We start from the raw sequence: 19,701 nt of genomic DNA on the forward strand, positions 1-19,701 counted from the left end.
ACTGCATAATACACCTTGTTATTCCTTGGAAATATTCATCATTTGCTCCTTTGAAATTGCCCAGTTTATTTGCTCAATATATCGCGCGTAAGGGTTCAGTGGGTAGCAAATCAAGATCTAGATCAAAAAAAGTACAAAAAATTAACCTTTTGTAACGTTGCTGTTTGTTTTTTATCCTTGTTGAATTTAACCTGCGCACAGCAGGGGAAGTTTAAATTTCTTCAAGTGAGATATAAAAAATAGAGGCAAGTTATGAAGTGTTTAAGGCGAACAAAGGACATTGTGCCCATTACATCACCGTCATTTGAAATAACCGTCAATCAGCGGCAGGTTACAGCGAGTGAAGGGGAGACTATTTTATCAGTACTTTTGGCAACAGAGCATAAGGCGTTGATGGTGAATGACCATCAAGGTATATCTGGTGCATATTGTGGTATGGGCGTTTGTCATTGCTGTCATGTTAAAGTGAATAAGCGCTATAAAAAACGCGCATGTCAAACGGTTGTAAAGCCGCAAATGATTGTTGAAACGTTAACGAATCGTTTTTTAGAAGAGGGCATAAAATGACACATTCATGTCCTGTGGTGATTGTTGGGGGAGGCCCTGCTGGCACAGCCGCCGCGGCCCAACTAGGAAAGTTGGGTATTACGAGCAAAATCATCGAAGAAGCGTCAAAAATTGGTGGGGTGATTTATCGAGGCCCTTTGCGTAACACCCACAGCTTGCCCCATTTAGATGACAATTTAAAACGTGCCATGGCAGCACTGCAAACGCGCTACTATGCTAATCGACGTCACATTGAGTTATTAGAGAATACTCGGGTATTGGGACCTGAAGGGACGCATTCTTTGCTCTTAAACAAAGGTGAAACGCTAAGCAACATTGAATACCAAGAGCTTATTTTAGCAACGGGTTGCCATGAGAGAAGTGTACCTTTTGAAGGTTGGCAATTACCTGGCGTGATGCTTATGGGCGGAGTTCAGTTGCAAATTAAAAGTGGATTAGTACAACCTGGGCGTAAAATGGCTTTAGTGGGTACGGGCCCTTTACTCCCCTTAGTTGCCTGTCAGCTGCACAGATCAGGTATTGATGTTGTAGGAGTATATGAAGCAAGTCAGTTTAGTAAATTAGCGAAAGAAGCCGTCGCATTATTGAATGAGCCAAAGTTAACTTTGTCAGGCTTGAGCATGATGGGGTATTTAAAAAAGCATACTATCCCTTTTTATTATGGCTGGGGGATTGTCAGTGCTCAGGGTGAGAATGCGTTAAAGTCTATTACTGTGGCGCCTTATAACGAGCATTGGCAAGCCGATACTCAGAATGCGCAAACACTGGAAGTCGATGCGCTTGGTGTCGGGTATGGTTTTGTCGCACGCAGCCAGCTGGCTATGTTAATGGGTTTAGACCATCAATATAGCACTGTGAGTGGCAGTATTCCGACGTTAGATCAGTGGCAACATAGTAGTGTAAATAATGTATATGTTGCTGGGGACAGCAGTGGTGTATTAGGCGCTGATGCGGCAATTTGTGAGGGGCAAATTGCCGCTATTAGGATTGCGCAAAATCGAGGCGTTTTGACTGGCAAAGAAGCCGCGCAGCATGCCGGAAAAGTGATGAGAAAACTTGAAAGACTTAAACGTTTTAGATCTGGTTTTGATCGGTTTTCAGAAAGACAGGTTGGCTTAATGGAGTTAGCAAAACCAGAAACGGTGGTTTGTAGATGCGAAAAAACCACGCGGGCGCAAGTTGATATCGCATTAGCACAAGGTGTAAAAGATATTACGAGCTTAAAGATGCGAACTCGATTAGGTATGGGCGATTGCCAAGGAAAAACATGTGCAAGTTATGCGATTGACAGGCTTTACCAATCGGGTTGCACAGACAATATAGGTGCCATAAAACCTCGCTTTCCGTTAGATCCTATCCCTTTTACTTTTTTGGAAGAGCAGTAATGAAAAAATTTGATATTGTTATTGCCGGCGGTGGTGTTATTGGAGCCGCATGTGCTTATTTCTTGAGTCGAGATACACAGCTTAAGGTGGCTTTAATTGATATAAAAAAGCCGGGTAATGCGTCACGTGCATCTGCTGGTGGATTATGGGCAATTGGCGAATCTGTTGGGTTAGGGTGCGGCGTTATCTTCTTTAAAACGCTTTCTAAATTACAAAGTGAATCTAAAGGAAAAGATATTCCTGTTATGCGCCCGCATCAACTACCAGATTGTTTTTTTGAATTTGCGTTAGCTTCTAATGCGATGTATCCAGCGTTACATAAAGAACTATTTGAACAACATGGTGTTGATTTTAAATTTGAACGAACCGGTCTTAAGTTCATTATGTATAACCAAGATGATCGTATTTATGCCGAACAGATCACCCGTGGTATTCCACACTTAGCAGATCAAATTCGTTGGTTAGATGCACAACAGCTCAAAGAAGAGGAACCCTACATTACAGATGATGCCATTGGTGCCATAGATTTTATCTGTGATCATCAAGTTAATCCTTATCGACTGGTTGATGCTTACTTAGAAGGTGCACGGCAAAATGGTGTCGATCTGGTGCTCAATAGTGAAGTGAATAAGGTATTACGAAAAGACGATAGGGTTACGGGGGTGACAACTCAAGAAGAAACATACTACTGTGATACGTTGATAAATGCGGCAGGGGCATGGGCTGATACTTTATTTAATAAAGCAACGGGTTTGAATATGCCAGTTTACCCAGTGAAAGGTCAAATTGTGCTATCTGAACGTTTACCCAAAGTGCTTAATGGCTGTGTCAGTACCAGTGATTGTTATATCGCTCAAAAAGACAATGGTGAAATTTTAATTGGTTCTTCTACCGAAGAAAAAGGATTTGATACAACGAATAGCTTGGATAAAATTACCGAGCTTTCTCAGGGAGCATTAAAGTGCCTACCTATTTTAAAAGACAGTAATATCAAACGTTGTTGGGCAGGGCTCAGACCTGGTACACCTGATGAATTACCTATCTTAGGTCATGTGCCCGGCATTAAAGGCTATATTAATGCGTGTGGGCACTTTCGTACCGGAATAGTGACATCGGCGATTACAGGGAAATTGATCACGGAATTAGTGACAGGGCAAGAAACGAGCTTAGATTTAACCCCGTTCAGTGTAACGCGCTTCTTTACACAAGAGTAAAAATAAAATGGCCCCATTGGGGCCATTTTATTTAAATTATTTCTTTTTCTTAACTTTCGCTTTGGCTTTTTTCTTTGCTTTCATTTTTACTGGGTCTTTTTTCTTCTTAGGTGGTCGCGCTTCTTTATTTTGTGGCTCTAGCCCCTTAATAACACGTCGTTTTAAACCTAAGTCAATGTACCGTTCAATTTTTGCCAAAATAGCGACGTCATGTGCTTCGACAAATGAAATAGCGGTGCCTTTTTTACCTGCTCTGGCAGTACGACCAATACGGTGTACATAAACATCAGCTGTACGCGGTAAGTCAAAGTTTATAACATGCGTGATGTCAGCAACGTCAATACCACGGGCCGCAACATCGGTGGCAATTAAAATGCGCGTACGACCACTTTGGAAATTAGCCATGGCGGTCATACGCTTGTCTTGTGGCATTTCACCGCGTAGCCAAGTCGTTTTTACACCATGCGTATAAAGCTCACCGACTAATTGCTCTAGGCGTTCGCGTGTTTTGACGAACACAATGGCTTTTTGTACTTCTTCTTCGCTTTGTAATAAATGCAGCAGTAATTCTAACTTGTGCGTGTAGTTGTCAGCCAAATGAACCCATTGGTGAATTTTGGCTTTTTCTTTACGTGATGACTCTGCTTCAAGCAGTGCAGGGTCATTTAAAATGCGTTCAGCGAACAATTCAACGCTGTCACCTTCTAGTGTGGCTGAAAACAAGAAACATTGACGACGATTTTTGGCTTCTTCGCATATGCGAAGCATTTCTTTTTTAAAACCTAAATCGAGCATACGGTCTGCTTCATCAAGGATGAGCAGTTCTACGTTTTCTGCGTGAAAGTTTTCAGTTTCAAGGTATTCCATCAACCGACCAGGGGTTGAAATTAAAATATCGTTATTTTTTTCAAAGATTTCTTTGTGAGTACCATAGTTAATGCCCCCAGTAACCACACCAATTTTCAAGTGTGTATTTGCAGCAAGTAATTGGCACTGCTCGTGAATTTGGTACGCAAGCTCACGGGTTGGTGTCATAATTAATACCCGAGCAAAGCCTGGTTCTTTGCGCGGAAAGTCTAGCAAATGCTGAATCGCGGGGATCAAAAACGCAGCAGTTTTACCGGTACCCGTTGGGGCTGACGCTAGAATATCGCGCCCAATCAACGCTTCAGGAATTGCCAACTGTTGAATACTGGTGGCGGTTTGGTAACCTATTTTGTCAATAGCGGCCAACACTTTGGCATCAAGATCAAATTCAGAAAATTGCATAGCACATCATAAATAAAGGACAATGGAGACAATTATACGCGTGATGGCGATTTTCGAAAAGGTGAATAATGGCTGGCTTTGCATTTAAACAGTTTAAGGTACAACAAAATAATACCGCAATGAAGGTATCAACAGATGGGATCTTGTTAGGTGCTTGGGCAAATATTGGTGATGCGAGCCGCTTATTAGACATAGGAACTGGTACGGGGTTACTGGCGCTGATGTGCAAACAGCGTAATCAAAGCTTGGCGATCGATGCGGTAGAAATTGACGAACAGGCAGTGAAAGATGCGCGTACCAATATCAAAAATAGTCCTTGGCCTGATATTACTGTTCATCAATGTGCAATTCAGGATTTTTCTAGTGAAACAAAGTTTGATGTAGTGATCAGTAACCCGCCGTATTTCAATCACAGTTTACATAGCCCAGATAGTGCTCGGACTAAAGCACGGCACACTGTAGGGTTAAGCTTTAGTGAATTACTCAGTGCTTTTATTCGAGTCAGTCATTCCCACAGTACATTAACGGTCATTTTACCTTGTATTGAAGCTGACATCTTTACCGAGCATGCGAATGTGATGGGCTTACATTTGCACAGAGTGTGTCATGTGCAGATGACACCAACAAAGCCGGTAAGTCGCCGGCTTATGGCGTTTTCATTGATACCAAATAAATCAATGTGTGTAAGCGCATTATGTGTTCGTAATAGTGATAATACGTATACGCCAGAGTATATTACCTTATGTCAGAATTTTTATTTAAAGATGTAATGGCGTTGCAGCGAGGTATAGAATAGTCATTTTTGTAAAAAATTACACTGCATTACATCGACTTTATTTATCCAAGAAAACGATTCAAAATAGCATAGAGCACCCGCTTTGGGGGCGCTTTTGGCGTGATAATTAGCAGGGAAGTATATATGGATCCAACAGTACGTAAGATTTTGGCATTTTTAACGCAGATTGAATTACCCTTTCAGCTAAGCTATTTCACCCATGACACATTTTTGCCCGGCTTGAGACTGCAACAAGGTGTATTACATATTGATGTGGATAAGCTACTCTATGCAGGTGATATATTACACGAAGCAGCACATATAGCTGTGTGTGAGCCGACTGAGCGGCATTTATTAAGTGATGATGTCTATAAATGTCGCAGCAATAAAAGTTGGATGAAAGGAGAGGAAGTTGCCGCAATAGCATGGTCTGTGGCAGCTATTCAGCATATTGGTTTACCAATCAGTGTGGTGTTACATCCTGATGGGTATAAGGGATCCAGCGAGAATCTGATCAGGGTGTTTGAAGATAATGAATTGTATGGTCAGCCCTTGCTCGCTGCATGGAGTATGATAGATTCAGTTGAAGAGTTTCCGAACGTAAGAACTTGGGTCCGTCAGGTATCATGGGCAGAACCCGTTGTGGTCTAATCGGGGTAAGTGCCAATTAAACCACTTTGTTTTGGTGCTTTTATAATGTGAGAAAGCGGTATTTTTTACGTTATAGCGAGTCACTATACTGGGTCATAATAAGTTCTATCCAGCCAGCGATACGCTCATCGCTTTTTTCATATTGGCTATCCTCATCGAGTGCAAGACCGACAAAGTGAGTTCCATCTTCGGTGAGGGCTTTGGATGCTTCAAATTCGTAATCCGCAGTATTTGGCCAATAACCAAGAAAGTTAACGCCTTGCGGCTTGATTTTGTCGTGTAGCATACCAAGCGCATCTTGAAACCACTGACCATAACCTTGCTGATCGCCCATACCAAATAAGGCAATGGTTTTCCCCACTAGGTTTACATGTTCTATGTCATCCCAGCACGATTCCCAGTCTTCTTGTAACTCACCGAAGTCCCATGTTGAGATCCCCAAGATCAAAAAATCATATTGCTCTGCATTTTTTAATGGTTCATCTTTAATATTGTGTAATGAAACCGTTTCTTCACCTATAATTTCTCTGATTTTCTCAGCTGCCATTTCGGTGTAGCAGGTTGTTGAACCATAAAATAACGCTATCTGCATTGTGTTTATCACTTTCTAATTGACTGTTATGATAGACGCGAAGTCTACCCTATGACGTTAAAAATTGATACAGGAAGCCTGTGAGCGAATACCCTAATGACAGTGACAGCATCAAGAGTAATGCTGACTATATAGAAGCATTTTTAGACTCTTTATTTTTAGAGCAAGGATTGAGCGATAATACTTTATCGGCGTATCGTTCAGACTTGGATAAATTCTGCCAATTCTTAGTAAAATCGAGCCGGGATATTTCATTGATGGAAGTTGAAAGTCACGATATTGAAGCTTATTTGGCTTATCGGATTGATTCGGGCTTTAAATCTCGTAGTACAGCACGATCAATTAGCGCGTTAAAAAGATTTTTTTTATATTGGGTTAAAGAAAAGGCAATTGCGGTGACGCCATTGCTAAGTATTGCACAACCCAAAATAGCGCAGTCTTTGCCTAAGACATTGACTGAGCAGGAAGTCGAAGCCTTGCTTGATGCCCCTGACACCGATGATGCCCTTGGCTTACGTGACAAAGCCATGCTCGAGCTTTTATATGCAACAGGTTTGCGGGTAACAGAGCTGGTCGGTATGCGTATCGAGCAAATTAACTTGCGTCAAGCGGTTGTGTTAGTCAAAGGTAAGGGTGGCAAAGAGCGTTTGGTTCCGATGGGGGAAGAAGCATTGCATTGGATCGAACAATTTTTAAAGGTTGGTCGCTCACAATTGATTAAGCATGCCACTGACTTTGTGTTTCCGTCAAAGCGCGGGGTTGGGATGACGCGGCAAACTTTTTGGCATCGAATTAAACACTATGCTATTTTGGCTAATGTAACGTCGCCTTTATCACCCCATACGTTGCGTCATGCTTTTGCAACACATTTGCTTAATCATGGTGCTGACTTACGCGTCGTCCAAATGATGTTGGGTCACAGTGATCTGTCGACGACACAGATTTACACACATGTTGCAAGTGAACGATTAAAATCGCTACACCAACAGCATCATCCACGAGCATAAGGGAATTTTTTTTAGATTGTCCGGTCTCAGTGGGTAACCGAAGAATAATTAACGAGCAGAATATGAAAAAACTATTTTTAGCTGCGGCCTTGGCATGTAGCTTTTCAACACTGGCAACCAGTGAACCAGAATTGGTCGTACCTAGCCCGATGGTGGCAGATCCGATCACCGAACAGTTTTCTAATTTAGGGGTGATTGTTAAGAGTATTTCAGATAGCCCAATTGCGAACCTGAAAACCGTGATCACCGATAAAGGCGTATTGTATGCCAGTGCAGATGGTAAGTATCTGATACAGGGTACGGTGATTGACCTTGAAAATCGTGAAAATATTACGGAAGGTGCGTTAAGTGGTCTGCGTAAAAAAGGTGTTGCCGATTACCAAGAATCCACGATTGTGTATAAAGCAGAAAATGAAAAACACCAGATCACGGTCTTTACAGATATCACATGCGGTTATTGCCGCAAGCTTCATCGTGAGTTAGATGATTACTTAGCCGCTGGGATCACGGTAAAATATATGGCATTTCCGCGTGGTGGATTACGTGGTTCAGGGTATGAAGATTTAAGAAACGTGTGGTGTGCAAAAGATGCAGCGCAAGCCATGACAGATGCGAAAGCTGGCCAAGCGGTGGCTAAAGTAGAAAATTGTAATGCGCCAGTTGCCGAACACTATGAGTTGGGCCAGAGTTTTGGTATCACAGGTACGCCGGCCATTATTCTGGAAGATGGCACATTGATCCCAGGCTACCAACCAGCTGCGTCGTTATCTAAAGCATTGGATGAAAAAAGCAAAAAATCGTAATTTTGATATACTAATATCATGACTAAAAAAGGCCTTTGGGCCTTTTTTATTGCCTAAAATACGTGAGATGTTGAATGAACACAGAGATACGCACGCGTGGGTTTGTTGATGACAGTCATTTACCCGCCCATTTACACCCCGTCATCAAACAGGTTTATGCAACCCGAGGCGTACTAGATGCCAGTGAATTAGATAATAGTGCTAAAACGCTGCTGGATTTCAAGTTATTTAAAGATATAGATAAAGCCAGTGATATCTTAATCGATATGCTTGGTAAAAAAGCAAATGTATTAATCGTCGGAGACTTTGATGCGGATGGGGCAACCAGTACGGCTGTCCTTATGGAAGGGCTTCCGCAGTTTGGCTTTACACAGGTTGACTACTTAGTTCCTGATCGTTTTAGCCTTGGTTATGGGTTAAGCCCCGCGTTGGCTGAGCAAATAGTGCAACTTAAACCAGATTTAGTTATTACGGTTGATAATGGCATCTCCTGTGTGGCTGGAATAGATATTGTGAAACAAGCTGGTATTACGGTGATTGTGACAGATCACCACTTACAAGGCTCACAGCTTCCGAATGCCGATGCGATTGTTAATCCAAATCGTCATGATTGTACTTTTCCGTCAAAATCTATTGCAGGGGTCGGGGTTGCTTTCTATTTATTAATTGCATTACGTAATGCGTTAAGAGAAAAGGGGCACTTTACAACACATCCACAACCCAATTTAGCGGCGTTATTAGATATTGTTGCATTGGGTACTGTGGCCGATGTGGTTGCGCTTGATGCAAACAACCGCACCCTAGTGCATCAAGGGCTAGCACGGATCAGAAGTGGTAATACACGCCCTGGTATACAGGCATTGATAGAGGTAGCAAATCGTAATGCTGCACGTTTGAGCGCCAGTGATTTTGGGTTTTCATTGGCCCCGCGCCTGAATGCTGCTGGGCGACTAGATGATATGAGTTTGGGCATAGCCTGTTTATTGGCAAAAGATACGAATCAAGCTCGGCGGATTGCGGGTGAGTTGGATGGCTTAAATCATGAACGACGAGAGATAGAGCAAGGTATGCAGCAAGAAGCTCAGGCTGTGCTTGAGCGATTGGTACTAAGCAGCAAAAGTGTGCCCGATGCGGTGTGTTTGTATCAAGATGATTGGCACCAAGGGGTGATAGGTATTTTAGCAGGCAGGTTAAAAGAAAAATATCATCGACCTGCGGTAATTTTTGCACAAGGTGATAATGGTGAGATAAAAGGGTCATGCCGCTCAATAGAAGGTCTGCATATGCGAGACTTGTTAGAGCAGCTTAATACCCAGAAGCCAGATCTTATTTTAAAGTTTGGTGGTCATGCGATGGCTGCTGGTTTGACCATTCTCGAAGCCAACTTTGCGCAATTCAAACAGGCGTTTGAATATGGCGTCAGTGAACTGTTATCAGAGGAACATAAGCAGAGTGTTTTATTAACTGATGGCGCGTTACCGGCAGAGTGTTTTTCGATGGACTTCGCTCAACTTTTGCAACAAGCTGGCCCATGGGGGCAACACTTTGCTGAACCTATATTTTGTGGTGAGTTTGAGTTGGTTCAGCAGCGTATCGTGGGCGAAAAGCATCTAAAATTGGTATTAAAACACCCTAGTGGCAAGTTAGTCGATGCGATTGCATTCAATGTTGATGTTAGAGCATGGCCGAATAATCAAGCACAGTTAGCGCAAGTTGCCTATCAACTCGATATTAACGAGTTTCGAGGGAAATTTTCATTGCAGTTAATAGTGCGAGAAATCAGCGCAATTACTGCATAAAGAGATTTATAGCAGGGACAAATTTTGTTAATATGGCGCGTTTAACAATTGGGTTATTGCAGATCGTCGTTGCGTTAACGCGGTAGCCCATTACCGTAGTAAAATTTTGGAGTAATGTGCATGTTTGAAGTGAATCCTGTGATTAATCAAATCAAGGACATTCGCGAACGTACTGAGCTGCTTCGGGGGTACCTTTGACTATGCTCTTAAACAAGAGCGCTTAGAAGAAGTTAACGCTGAACTTGAAGACTCGGCAGTATGGAATGAACCTGAAAGAGCGCAAGCATTAGGCCGTGAAAAATCCGCATTAGAAATTGTTGTTGAAACGATAGATAACCTTGTTGCTGGTGCAGATGATGTTGAAGGGCTGGTGGAGCTTGCCGTTGAAGCTGAAGATCAAGACACGTTTGATGAAGCTGAGCAAGAGTTAGCAGCGCTCATTGCGAGCCTTGAAAAGCTCGAATTCCGTAGAATGTTCTCAGGTCCACATGATGACAATGACGCATACTTAGATTTACAATCAGGCTCTGGCGGCACAGAAGCGCAAGACTGGTGTAACATGTTGCTGCGTATGTATTTACGCTGGGGCGAAGCAAAAGGCTTTAAAGTTGAGCTGGTTGAAGCTACCGATGGTGATGTGGCCGGTATTAAAGGCGCTACGGTACGTTTCAGTGGTGAATATGCCTACGGTTGGCTACGTACAGAAACAGGCGTACACCGTTTGGTGCGTAAAAGCCCATTTGATTCAAGTGGTCGTCGCCACACTTCATTTGCGTCAGCGTTTGTTTACCCAGAAGTTGACGACAACATTGAGATTGATATTAACCCAGCTGAGTTACGTATTGATGTATATCGAGCTTCTGGCGCGGGTGGTCAGCACGTAAACACCACTGAATCAGCAGTACGTATTACCCACTTACCCACCAATACCGTGGTACAGTGCCAGAACGAGCGTTCACAGCATAAAAACAAAGCACAAGCGATGAAGCAATTAAAGGCCAAGTTGTTTGAACTTGAAATGCAAGCACAGAACGCTGAAAAACAGTCACAAGAAGATGCCAAATCAGACATTGGTTGGGGCAGTCAAATACGTTCTTACGTATTAGATGACTCGCGGATCAAAGATTTGCGTACAGGAGTCGAAAATCGAAATACACAGGTTGTACTCGATGGTGACCTAGACAAATTTATCGAAGCTAGCCTGAAATCAGGCCTTTAATCAACAAGCTAAACTAAGAGCTAAAAAATGACAGATCAAATCCAAGACGAAAATAAACTCATTGCTGAGCGTCGTACTAAGTTGGATGCGATTCGCGAGAATTGCAGTGCCAACGGCCACCCTAACAGCTTCCGCCGCGAAGATTACACGGCAGATCTACAAGCTAAGTTTGGTGATAAATCGAAAGAAGAGCTTGTTGAATTAAACCAGCAGGCGTCAGTAGCTGGGCGTGTCTTAGCAAAACGCGGTCCTTTTTTAGTACTGCAAGACATGAAAGGCCGCATTCAAGCTTACGCATCTAAAGATGTACAAAAAGATCTAAAAGCAAAATATGGCCAGCTTGATATTGGCGATATTATTGGTGTAACTGGACCTGTACACAAGTCAGGCAAAGGCGATTTATACGTTGATATGGTTCACTATGAATTATTGACTAAATCATTGCGTCCGCTACCCGAGAAGTTTCACGGTTTAACAGACCAAGAAGCCAAATACCGTCAGCGCTATGTTGATTTGATCACCAACACAGATACGCGTGAAACATTCCGTATCCGATCTAAAGTGATTGAAGGTATTCGTCGTTTCCTTGCTGAACGTGAGTTTATGGAAGTTGAAACACCTATGCTACAGGTTATTCCTGGTGGTGCGACTGCTCGCCCGTTTGCGACGCATCATAACGCCTTAGACATTGATATGTACCTGCGTATTGCACCTGAACTTTACTTAAAGCGTTTAGTGGTAGGTGGCTTTGATCGTGTATTTGAAATAAACCGTAACTTCCGTAACGAAGGTTTATCGACACGTCATAACCCTGAGTTCACTATGATTGAATTCTATCAAGCTTATGCAGATTACAATGACTTGATGAACTTAACTGAGGATATGTTACGTACTGTGGCACAAGATGTGTTGGGCACGACGACCATTTTAAATACCACTAAAAATGCGGAAGGTGAAGTTACTGACAGCGTTGAGTATGACTTTGGTCAGCCGTTTGCACGTTTAACCATGGCTGATGCGATCATTGAGTACAGCGAAGAGGCGGCTAAGCAAGCTGAAATCTTCCAAGATCCTGAAAATCATTTTGAGGCGCTTAAAGCATTTGCTAAACAAGTTCACGTTAAAATTCCTGAAAAGTGTGTATGGGGACCTGGTAAGTTCTTATGTGAAATCTTTGAAGAAGTGGCAGAGCATAAACTTATTCAACCGACCTTCATTACTGCATACCCATGGGAAGTGTCTCCGCTTGCACGTCGTAATGACGACAATGCATTTATCACAGACCGCTTTGAATTCTTTGTTGGTGGACGTGAATTGGCGAACGGTTTCTCTGAATTAAATGATGCTGAAGATCAAGCTGCACGCTTTGCACGTCAGGTTGAAGAGAAAGATGCGGGTGATGATGAAGCAATGCATTATGATGAAGACTACATTCGCGCATTAGAGTATGGATTACCACCTACGGCTGGTGAAGGTATTGGTATTGACCGTTTAGTGATGCTATTTACTGACTCATCAACGATTAAAGATGTGATCTTGTTCCCTCATATGAGACCTCAAGCAGACTAACGCTGAGACTTTATGTGGTTTAAATGAGAAAAGCGCCTTAATGGCGCTTTTCTTCTATTTATCTGCGAAATATCGTAGTTTACGACTTTTTTTACCTTTTAATTTGACTCAGTTCATGACTGGTAACTGCTTAGTTGTTTTCTATACTGCTTGGAATAACTAAGGAATAATCATGAAATAGTTAAATGAATTAAGGGTCTCAGAAGAATATTCCGAACAAAGAAGAATAGAATACTGCAGAGTATGTATTTGCGAATTTCAGCGTTTAGGTTATCAAGATGCGTATTTAGCAGAGTTGCAAAGCTCGAAAAAGGCATTATTAGATCAATATCTCCTTCCTTATTTACCATGTTCAAACCAATTTTTTGTGGAAAAGTCACCATTTTGACCAGGCTGGTTAATCTATCACCATATGACCTGATTTTACAAGAAAAGTGTTTGACATATTTTTTATAGCCTATATTATACGCCCCACGACACGGAGAGGTGGCCGAGTGGCTGAAGGCGCTCCCCTGCTAAGGGAGTATAGGGTTTGTAGCCCTATCGAGGGTTCGAATCCCTCCTTCTCCGCCATTTAATTATAAATGGTTTGTCGTGTCGATGAAGTATCGATTAAAATAATACTTAATACGGACGCGTAGCTCAGCTGGATAGAGTACCTGGCTACGAACCAGGCGGTCGGAGGTTCGAATCCTCCCGCGTCCGCCACTTTTCTTTAGGTGGTAAAATATAAAAGAAATCGCAGTAAGTAGCGATATAAATAAAAACTTAATACGGACGCGTAGCTCAGCTGGATAGAGTACCTGGCTACGAACCAGGCGGTCGGAGGTTCGAATCCTCCCGCGTCCGCCACTTCTCAAAGTGGTAAAATAAACGGGTATCTGAAGTAAGATATAAAATGACTTAATACGGACGCGTAGCTCAGCTGGATAGAGTACCTGGCTACGAACCAGGCGGTCGGAGGTTCGAATCCTCCCGCGTCCGCCACTTCTTTTGAAGTGAACAATTAACCGATATGATTATTTATAGTCAATCGGTTTTTTTGTGTCTTAATTTCACGAATGATCTATCAAGTTCTTCTATTTTATTTTCTGTATACCAAAGCTGCGTTGCGACCTGTGAGTTTGGTATCACTTTTATGCTTTCTATTTAAAATCATGTGTCATGATCTTACTATTGCATCGCTTTATCTTCTCAGTCATGATGGCAAAAATGTCTATTCTCATAATGATTATGCGCCTCTTCTTTATACTTCTGTTCACTTTATTTTCTTTAAACTCATTCGCATTGCAGGTTGGAGCTGAGCGCTATGAGCACTATTTGCCGCTATTAAAAAAGCAGCGTGTGGCGCTTGTTGTTAACCACAGTGCACAAACCAAAAGTGGACATTTATTAGATAGCTTATTAGCTAAGGGGGTGAAAGTTAGTAAAGTATTTGCACCGGAACATGGCTTTCGTGGCGACCATGATGCAGGGGCGCATGTTGCCTCTAATACGGATATAAAAACAGGCATACCCATCTTATCCCTTTATGGTAAAAATAAGCGTCCTAAAGTAGAGCAGTTACATGATGTTGATGTCATAATTTTTGACATTCAAGATGTCGGTGTACGTTTTTACACTTATATTAGTACCATGCATTACATGATGGAGGCGGCAGCAAAATATCAAAAAACGTTTATTGTGCTTGATAGGCCCAACCCAAATATCGCCTATATTGATGGGCCAATTTTAGAACCCGCGTTTACATCGTTCGTTGGTTTACATCCTATTCCGGTATTACATGGTTTAACCGTGGGTGAGTTAGCTAAAATGATAATAGGCGAAGGCTGGCTTGAGGAGAGCAAGTCGCTTGATTTGAAAGTGATCCCAGTGGAGGGATATAGTGCAAGTATGCATTATGATTTGCCGATAAAGCCAAGCCCAAATTTACCAAATGCACAAGCGATTGCGTTGTATCCGTCATTATGTTTTTTTGAGGCAACGTCGGTTAGTGTAGGGCGTGGTACGGCGTTACCTTTTCAGGTTTATGGTCACGCAGAGTTGCAACTTGGAAAGTTTAGCTTTACACCGCAGTCTATTGTTGGCGCTGCTGCAAACCCTAAATTTAAAGGTCAGCGTGTATTGGGAGTTGATTTAACAAAGTATGAGAGTAAAGGCTTAGATTTAAAATGGTTGATCAGTGCATATCAGCAACTGTCTTCACACAATATCCCGTTTTTCACCCATGCAAAATTCATGGATAAGCTGGCAGGTACTGATAAGTTAAGGTTAGCAATTGAAGCCGGCGATCCTCAGCAGGTCATTGAACAGCGGTGGCAGCGGCCGTTGCAACATTATTTGCAGCGCCGCCAACCATATTTACTTTATCAACGTTAAATATGACGTAGTTCACTCATATGTTCATTGGCGCGTTCTGCACGTTTCTGCCAATGTAAGTTTGATTGAGTTAAGCCAATAAACAGCACATCGATTAAGTAACTTTGCGATGTGCGTGTCAAGATTGATGCGTGTTTAATTGGCTCATGATCAATGACGGTAAATAGCTTGATATTCGCTAAATCACTTAATGGATTGTTACCATAGCGAGACATGGTCAAAATTGTACACTCGTTGACAGCAGCTTGTTTGGCAACTTTTAATACGCCTTTGCTTTGCCCTGAGTCACTAATGGCAATCAATAAGTCGTCTTTACCCATGGTGGCAACATAACTTGAAGCTGATAGTTCATCAACCTGTGCTATGGCAGGCAAACCCAGCTTTTGCAGCTTAAGCGCAAAATCTTGGGCCATAGTATAGCTTCCACCAACCGCACATATCATGATTTTTTTGGCTGACTTTATGGTTTGGATCGCACTCTCAAATTGATTTGGGGTATTGAGTTCATGCGTTTCAGACAAAATCGCGTGTTGGTTAGACAGTAATTTATCAGCAATTTGCTCTAGTGGGTCGTTGCTGTTTATGATCCCTGTGGCAGGTCGTGCTTGTTGAACCTGTAAGTTAAGATCATCGACTACCGCCAGTTTAAAAGCTGGAAAGCCTTTATACCCGAGTTTTTGTGCAAACTTTACAACACTAGATTGGCTAACACCGGCTGCTCTTGCAAGTTCCACAGATGAGAGCGCTCTAATTTTAGCACTTGAATTTAATGTAAAATCAGCAAGCTTAGCCTCGCTGTTCGACAGACTAGGCCGTAAAGCCTTTATTTTTACGAATGTAGACATGTTTGATACTTCACCTGTAACTAACTTGTAATTGTACTTATTATAGGTGCAATTGGAACGTTGCGGTAGTGTTTACAGTTAGGATTATTGCTATTTTTTCACACATTATACTATTATGGGTACTAATGTTGCATTTATGACTTTGATTGAACTGAAAAACTTGGTTTTTAGTGCTGAACTGATTAAGCTATTTGGCTGAATTTATTATTTTCAATTGTTGCAATTGCGACCTGTAAGGGAACTTATGACTTGGTATTCTATATTACCGCCATTGATAGCTATTTTAGTGGTTTTTTGGCGCAAGGAAGTGATTTTAGCGCTGGTATTAGCTCTGTTAAGCTCGGAGTTACTGTTAGCCTTGCAGGGCGATGCAAGTAATATATTTATGACAGTTGTAAATAGCGTTGAGCGTGTTGTTTCAGTTGCAACGTCTGCAGGCAATAGCCGAATACTGATTTTTAGTATCGTGATTGGCGCATTACTGGCTTATATTCGAGAGTCTGGTGGCGTGGCTGCCGCTGTAAATGTATTGATGAATCGAGGGGTTGCCAAGAGCAAACGGCAAGTTGGTTTGTTAACCATGTTTACCGGAACTGCGGTATTTATTGAATCTAATATGAGTGTACTTACCTCTGGTATCGTGTCGCGCGGGCTGTTTGATAAATTTAAAATGAGCCGCGCCAGATTAGCCTATATTATTGACAGTACGAGTGCACCGGTATGCATTTTGATTTTGCTCAATGGCTGGGGAGCATATGTGCTGGGGCTGTTAAGTAATTATGAGTTAGAGCAATCGGCGGTCAGTATTTTGTGGGGCAGTGTGGCATTTAATTTTTACGCCATTATTGCACTGCTTATTGTGTTATATACCATTGTGTTCGACAAAGTACATGGCCCAATGAGACAAGCTGAGCAGCAGCTGTCTAAGCACTCAGTTGAAATGGATGCGGGGCCAGCAGCAAGTAAAGCACGCTTTATGCTTATTCCATTATTGACCTTGATTGTCAGTATGGTGGGTTTTATGTTTTGGACTGGGGGGGGGGAGCTTGCGCAGGGCAGTGGTTCAAAGTCTGTGTTATACGCAACTGTATTAGCGTGTGCCGTCGCTTATCTATTACTGTTAACCCATAAACGTTTCACACATTATCAGCTCGTTGATGTGGGGTTTAAAGGTATGGGTGAGTTATTGCCGCTTGTTTCTATTGTATTGCTTTCATTAACTCTCGGTGCGAGTCTTAAAGAGTTAGGAACCGGGGTTTTCGTTGCCTCTTTAGTGGGTGATTATTTACCTATTTACTTTATTGTTCCTGTACTATTTTTAACGGGCGCGGTGATGTCATTTACTACGGGGACTTCATGGGGCACATTTGCGATTTTAATCCCTATCGGTGTGCCGCTTATTCAAGCTTTGGGGCTGCCTCCTTCGTTGGTTGTTGGAGCAATTTTAAGCGGGGGAATTTTTGGTGATCATTGTTCGCCTATCTCTGATACAAGTGCGGTTTCTGCACTGGCATCGGGATGCGATCTATTAACGCATGTTAAAACCCAATTGCCTTATGCATTGGTGGGTGGCGCTCTTGCACTTGTTGGCTTTTTTGTCGCTAGCATCGTTTTAATTTAAGCGAACCACTTTTTAAAGTATGTACAAACAGAGTCTAAGGCGAAGCTAAAAGTATGCGGCTACAAGTACTGGGCTACTATGGGCAACTATATATTTGTTGCCCATTTTTAACATCACTTGGCCCCGCAATTTGTAGTCCCGTAATTTGCCCTACATTGTTGTGATTGAGAGCTAAATACTGACCAATATAAGAAGGTTGGCTTTTCCAATCAGGTACTAGCTGCGCTAGCAAGCTTTGCTCAAGGCTTATTAATGTATGCCTTTGACAGTCTGCGATGAGCCATCCGCTCATCTTTTGCTCTATCACTTCACCATGGTAAATGGCGGCTTTTCGTATTGCCTGGCTGTTGGCTAACTGTGCATCAAGGTTTTGCTTTAATGCCACCATTTCACGTTGGTATTGCCCATGTGTAACCCGATGTATTTCAAAGTTTTGATACTTAATAGCAGCGTGAGTATTTAAGGCATGCTGTTGATTAACGGGTGTTGTAATGAATAACTGTACGCCTAAAAAAGCGAGTCCTGTGCAGGCCAATAACCACTGTACTGTTTGCCATGAGAAGTATTTTTTACTTTTCGCACAGGCGTGTTTGTATGCGTGAAGCTGATGCGCACTTAACGGTGTTTTATTTTTTTTGTATGCCTGTTTGAGTGCTTGTTCGAATTGCTTTTCTTTATCCATCAGTGGTCTCCATATTTGCCTTTAAGTACTGTTTGGCATATCGCAAACGGGTTTTAATGGTTTCTTGATTATGATGTGTGATCTGTGAAATCTCTTGCAGTGAGAATCCTTCAAGCTGAAGCATGAGTGCTTCACGCTGCAAAAATGGCAATGTGATCATTGCTTGACGCAGAGCATCTACGTCTGTGTTATCTGACAGCGCTGCGATTAACGTTGTTTCATCGAGTTGCACAATTCTATTTGTTTTGCGTAACTCATCAATTAATGCGTTGCGAGCAATGCAAAATAGCCATGCTTTTGGGGTGCTTTGTTGATGATAAGTATGGCGTTTTTCTACGACATTCAGCCACGTCTTTTGGCAGATATCATCAGCCAATACAGGATTGCTTTGGCTGCTGATAAAGTGAAATATATCATGGCTATATTCATCAATAGCTTGTTCAAGAAAGTGATCTTGGCCTGTTTTTTTGTATTCATGCAGTGGATCATCAGCTGGCATATTTAACTTTAACCATGATCTTAAGGCTATCAGCATAGGCTTTCCTCAAAGTTAACGGGTAAACACCGCGTTGTATTTACCCAATAAAGTTACTGACTCAATTTGAACTCTAGCACAACATTTTGATTAGGTTGAGCGATGGCTTGTCCATCGACTATTTTTGGCCTGTATTTCCAGCGTTTGATAGCACGCAAGGCTTGTTTGTTAAAAATACGCTTTGGTTGTGCATTCACGACGGTGGCATGGGTGACTTGACCATTGGGAGCAATGGTAAAATGAAGTTGTACCCATCCTTCTATCCCCTGACGTGCAGCAGTAATTGGGTATTTCGGTTCAGAGCGCACAATGGCGGTTGCCTCAGTATCTTGTGGACGCAATATAGGGGGGGCATGTTTTATTTCACCAATATTAAGGGGGGATGTAAATGTGAAGGCGGTATCCACGGGAGCTGCAGAAGTACCCTCTATTGGCCTTGGGGGCTGTACTTTTGGGGCTGGTGGCGGTGGTAATATATTTTTGATTTTTACTTCTGAGTCTTCTTTATTTACGAAAAGAGCGAGGTCTATCACCTTCGGTACTATTGGCGCTTTTACTTGTTCTTGACTGATCAATTGATCCATAAATACAAAAGCCGCAAATGTTACCAGTAAGGCACCTGCCGCAGAGACGACTACTTTAGCAATAGGGGGGGTCGGACTATAGACGATTGCTGACATAGCATATTCCTTTTATAGGTTAGTTATTTCATAGAACGAAGTAAGATCAAAAAAGGGGTGAACTTTTATTTTTTTTTCTAAGATTGCGAGTACAATCCGCAGAAGTTGT

The 19,701-nt window shown here is 42.3% G+C and carries 18 protein-coding genes and 4 tRNA genes; 16 read left to right on the forward strand and 6 right to left on the reverse strand.

Annotation, left to right across the window (positions count from 1 at the left end; genetic code table 11):
* Positions 1 to 252: 252 nt before the first annotated feature.
* From CWC18_RS07935 to CWC18_RS07945, 3 genes are read left to right on the forward strand one after another with little or no spacing between them, the layout of a single operon-like run.
* The gene (locus CWC18_RS07935; protein WP_138589707.1) at positions 253 to 567 is read left to right on the forward strand and encodes a 2Fe-2S iron-sulfur cluster-binding protein; all 315 of its coding nucleotides are present in this window, start codon (positions 253 to 255) and stop codon (positions 565 to 567) included.
* Entirely contained in the window at positions 564 to 1,952 is a 1,389-nt protein-coding gene (locus CWC18_RS07940; protein WP_138675031.1) for an NAD(P)/FAD-dependent oxidoreductase, read from the forward strand. Before CWC18_RS07935 ends, CWC18_RS07940 begins: the two co-directional genes overlap by 4 nt.
* On the forward strand, positions 1,952 to 3,166 hold the full coding sequence (locus tag CWC18_RS07945; protein WP_138675032.1) for an NAD(P)/FAD-dependent oxidoreductase: 1,215 nt from the start codon (positions 1,952 to 1,954) through the stop codon (positions 3,164 to 3,166). The genes CWC18_RS07940 and CWC18_RS07945 overlap by 1 nt, the downstream gene beginning before the upstream one ends.
* A gap of 36 nt (positions 3,167 to 3,202) precedes the next feature.
* On the opposite strand, the gene srmB is transcribed toward CWC18_RS07945, so the two are convergent.
* Complete coding sequence (gene srmB, locus CWC18_RS07950; RefSeq protein ID WP_138589704.1) at positions 3,203 to 4,435, reverse strand: ATP-dependent RNA helicase SrmB; 1,233 nt, start codon at positions 4,433 to 4,435, stop codon at positions 3,203 to 3,205.
* 68 nt (positions 4,436 to 4,503) lie between these two features.
* On the opposite strand from srmB, the gene CWC18_RS07955 reads away from it, so the two are divergent.
* On the forward strand, positions 4,504 to 5,205 hold the full coding sequence (locus CWC18_RS07955) for a tRNA1(Val) (adenine(37)-N6)-methyltransferase (RefSeq protein ID WP_138675033.1): 702 nt from the start codon (positions 4,504 to 4,506) through the stop codon (positions 5,203 to 5,205).
* 149 nt (positions 5,206 to 5,354) lie between these two features.
* Positions 5,355 to 5,861 carry a hypothetical protein gene (locus CWC18_RS07960; RefSeq protein WP_138675034.1) on the forward strand — a complete coding sequence of 169 codons (507 nt, stop codon included), beginning with the start codon at positions 5,355 to 5,357 and terminating at the stop codon, positions 5,859 to 5,861.
* Positions 5,862 to 5,931: 70 nt separating this feature from the next.
* Here the strand turns inward: CWC18_RS07960 and fldB are convergent, their stop codons facing one another.
* Positions 5,932 to 6,453, reverse strand: coding sequence for a flavodoxin FldB (gene fldB, locus CWC18_RS07965; RefSeq protein WP_138675035.1), 522 nt, complete (start codon positions 6,451 to 6,453; stop codon positions 5,932 to 5,934).
* An 80-nt stretch (positions 6,454 to 6,533) separates the two neighbouring features.
* Between fldB and xerD the strand changes: the two genes are divergently transcribed.
* From xerD to CWC18_RS08015, 10 genes are all read left to right on the forward strand, one after another.
* Positions 6,534 to 7,460, forward strand: a complete 927-nt coding sequence (gene xerD, locus CWC18_RS07970; RefSeq protein WP_138589700.1) for a site-specific tyrosine recombinase XerD — start codon at positions 6,534 to 6,536, stop codon at positions 7,458 to 7,460.
* 62 nt (positions 7,461 to 7,522) lie between these two features.
* On the forward strand, positions 7,523 to 8,263 hold the full coding sequence (gene dsbC, locus CWC18_RS07975; RefSeq protein ID WP_138675036.1) for a bifunctional protein-disulfide isomerase/oxidoreductase DsbC: 741 nt from the start codon (positions 7,523 to 7,525) through the stop codon (positions 8,261 to 8,263).
* A 74-nt stretch (positions 8,264 to 8,337) separates the two neighbouring features.
* A complete protein-coding gene (gene recJ, locus CWC18_RS07980) occupies positions 8,338 to 10,062 on the forward strand; it encodes a single-stranded-DNA-specific exonuclease RecJ (RefSeq protein WP_138589698.1) in 1,725 nt (574 codons plus the stop codon).
* 120 nt (positions 10,063 to 10,182) lie between these two features.
* Positions 10,183 to 11,281 (forward strand): peptide chain release factor 2 gene (prfB, locus tag CWC18_RS07985; protein WP_138675037.1). Its coding sequence is split into 2 segments (ribosomal slippage): positions 10,183 to 10,257 and positions 10,259 to 11,281, totalling 1,098 coding nucleotides; the frame shifts between segments, so codons are not numbered across the junction.
* 27 nt (positions 11,282 to 11,308) lie between these two features.
* On the forward strand, positions 11,309 to 12,850 hold the full coding sequence (gene lysS / locus CWC18_RS07990) for a lysine--tRNA ligase (protein WP_138589696.1): 1,542 nt from the start codon (positions 11,309 to 11,311) through the stop codon (positions 12,848 to 12,850).
* A gap of 480 nt (positions 12,851 to 13,330) precedes the next feature.
* Positions 13,331 to 13,423: transfer RNA gene (locus CWC18_RS07995), tRNA-Ser, on the forward strand.
* 58 nt (positions 13,424 to 13,481) lie between these two features.
* A tRNA-Arg gene (locus CWC18_RS08000) sits at positions 13,482 to 13,558 on the forward strand.
* A 67-nt stretch (positions 13,559 to 13,625) separates the two neighbouring features.
* Positions 13,626 to 13,702, forward strand: a tRNA-Arg gene (locus tag CWC18_RS08005).
* A gap of 58 nt (positions 13,703 to 13,760) precedes the next feature.
* Positions 13,761 to 13,837 (forward strand) — tRNA-Arg (locus CWC18_RS08010).
* Positions 13,838 to 14,077: 240 nt separating this feature from the next.
* Positions 14,078 to 15,229 carry an exo-beta-N-acetylmuramidase NamZ family protein gene (locus CWC18_RS08015; protein WP_138675049.1) on the forward strand — a complete coding sequence of 384 codons (1,152 nt, stop codon included), beginning with the start codon at positions 14,078 to 14,080 and terminating at the stop codon, positions 15,227 to 15,229.
* Here CWC18_RS08015 and CWC18_RS08020 read toward each other — a convergent pair.
* The gene (locus tag CWC18_RS08020; protein ID WP_138589695.1) at positions 15,226 to 16,074 is read right to left on the reverse strand and encodes a MurR/RpiR family transcriptional regulator; all 849 of its coding nucleotides are present in this window, start codon (positions 16,072 to 16,074) and stop codon (positions 15,226 to 15,228) included. The two genes, CWC18_RS08015 and CWC18_RS08020, sit on opposite strands and share 4 nt — an antisense overlap.
* 244 nt (positions 16,075 to 16,318) lie before the next feature.
* Between CWC18_RS08020 and CWC18_RS08025 the strand changes: the two genes are divergently transcribed.
* Complete coding sequence (locus tag CWC18_RS08025; RefSeq protein ID WP_138589694.1) at positions 16,319 to 17,695, forward strand: Na+/H+ antiporter NhaC family protein; 1,377 nt, start codon at positions 16,319 to 16,321, stop codon at positions 17,693 to 17,695.
* Positions 17,696 to 17,771: 76 nt separating this feature from the next.
* Here the strand turns inward: CWC18_RS08025 and CWC18_RS08030 are convergent, their stop codons facing one another.
* Genes CWC18_RS08030 through CWC18_RS08040 form a run of 3 tightly spaced genes read right to left on the reverse strand, consistent with a single transcriptional unit; the run spans position 17,772 to position 19,592 of the window.
* A complete protein-coding gene (locus tag CWC18_RS08030; RefSeq protein WP_138589693.1) occupies positions 17,772 to 18,377 on the reverse strand; it encodes a hypothetical protein in 606 nt (201 codons plus the stop codon).
* The gene (locus tag CWC18_RS08035; RefSeq protein WP_138589692.1) at positions 18,370 to 18,912 is read right to left on the reverse strand and encodes an RNA polymerase sigma factor; all 543 of its coding nucleotides are present in this window, start codon (positions 18,910 to 18,912) and stop codon (positions 18,370 to 18,372) included. The genes CWC18_RS08030 and CWC18_RS08035 overlap by 8 nt, the downstream gene beginning before the upstream one ends.
* 53 nt (positions 18,913 to 18,965) lie before the next feature.
* Positions 18,966 to 19,592, reverse strand: coding sequence for an energy transducer TonB (locus tag CWC18_RS08040; protein WP_138589691.1), 627 nt, complete (start codon positions 19,590 to 19,592; stop codon positions 18,966 to 18,968).
* Positions 19,593 to 19,701 lie beyond the last annotated feature (109 nt).

Origin of the sequence: Pseudoalteromonas aurantia (assembly GCF_005886875.1) — a bacterium.
Classification (GTDB): Bacteria; Pseudomonadota; Gammaproteobacteria; order Enterobacterales; family Alteromonadaceae; genus Pseudoalteromonas; species Pseudoalteromonas aurantia_A.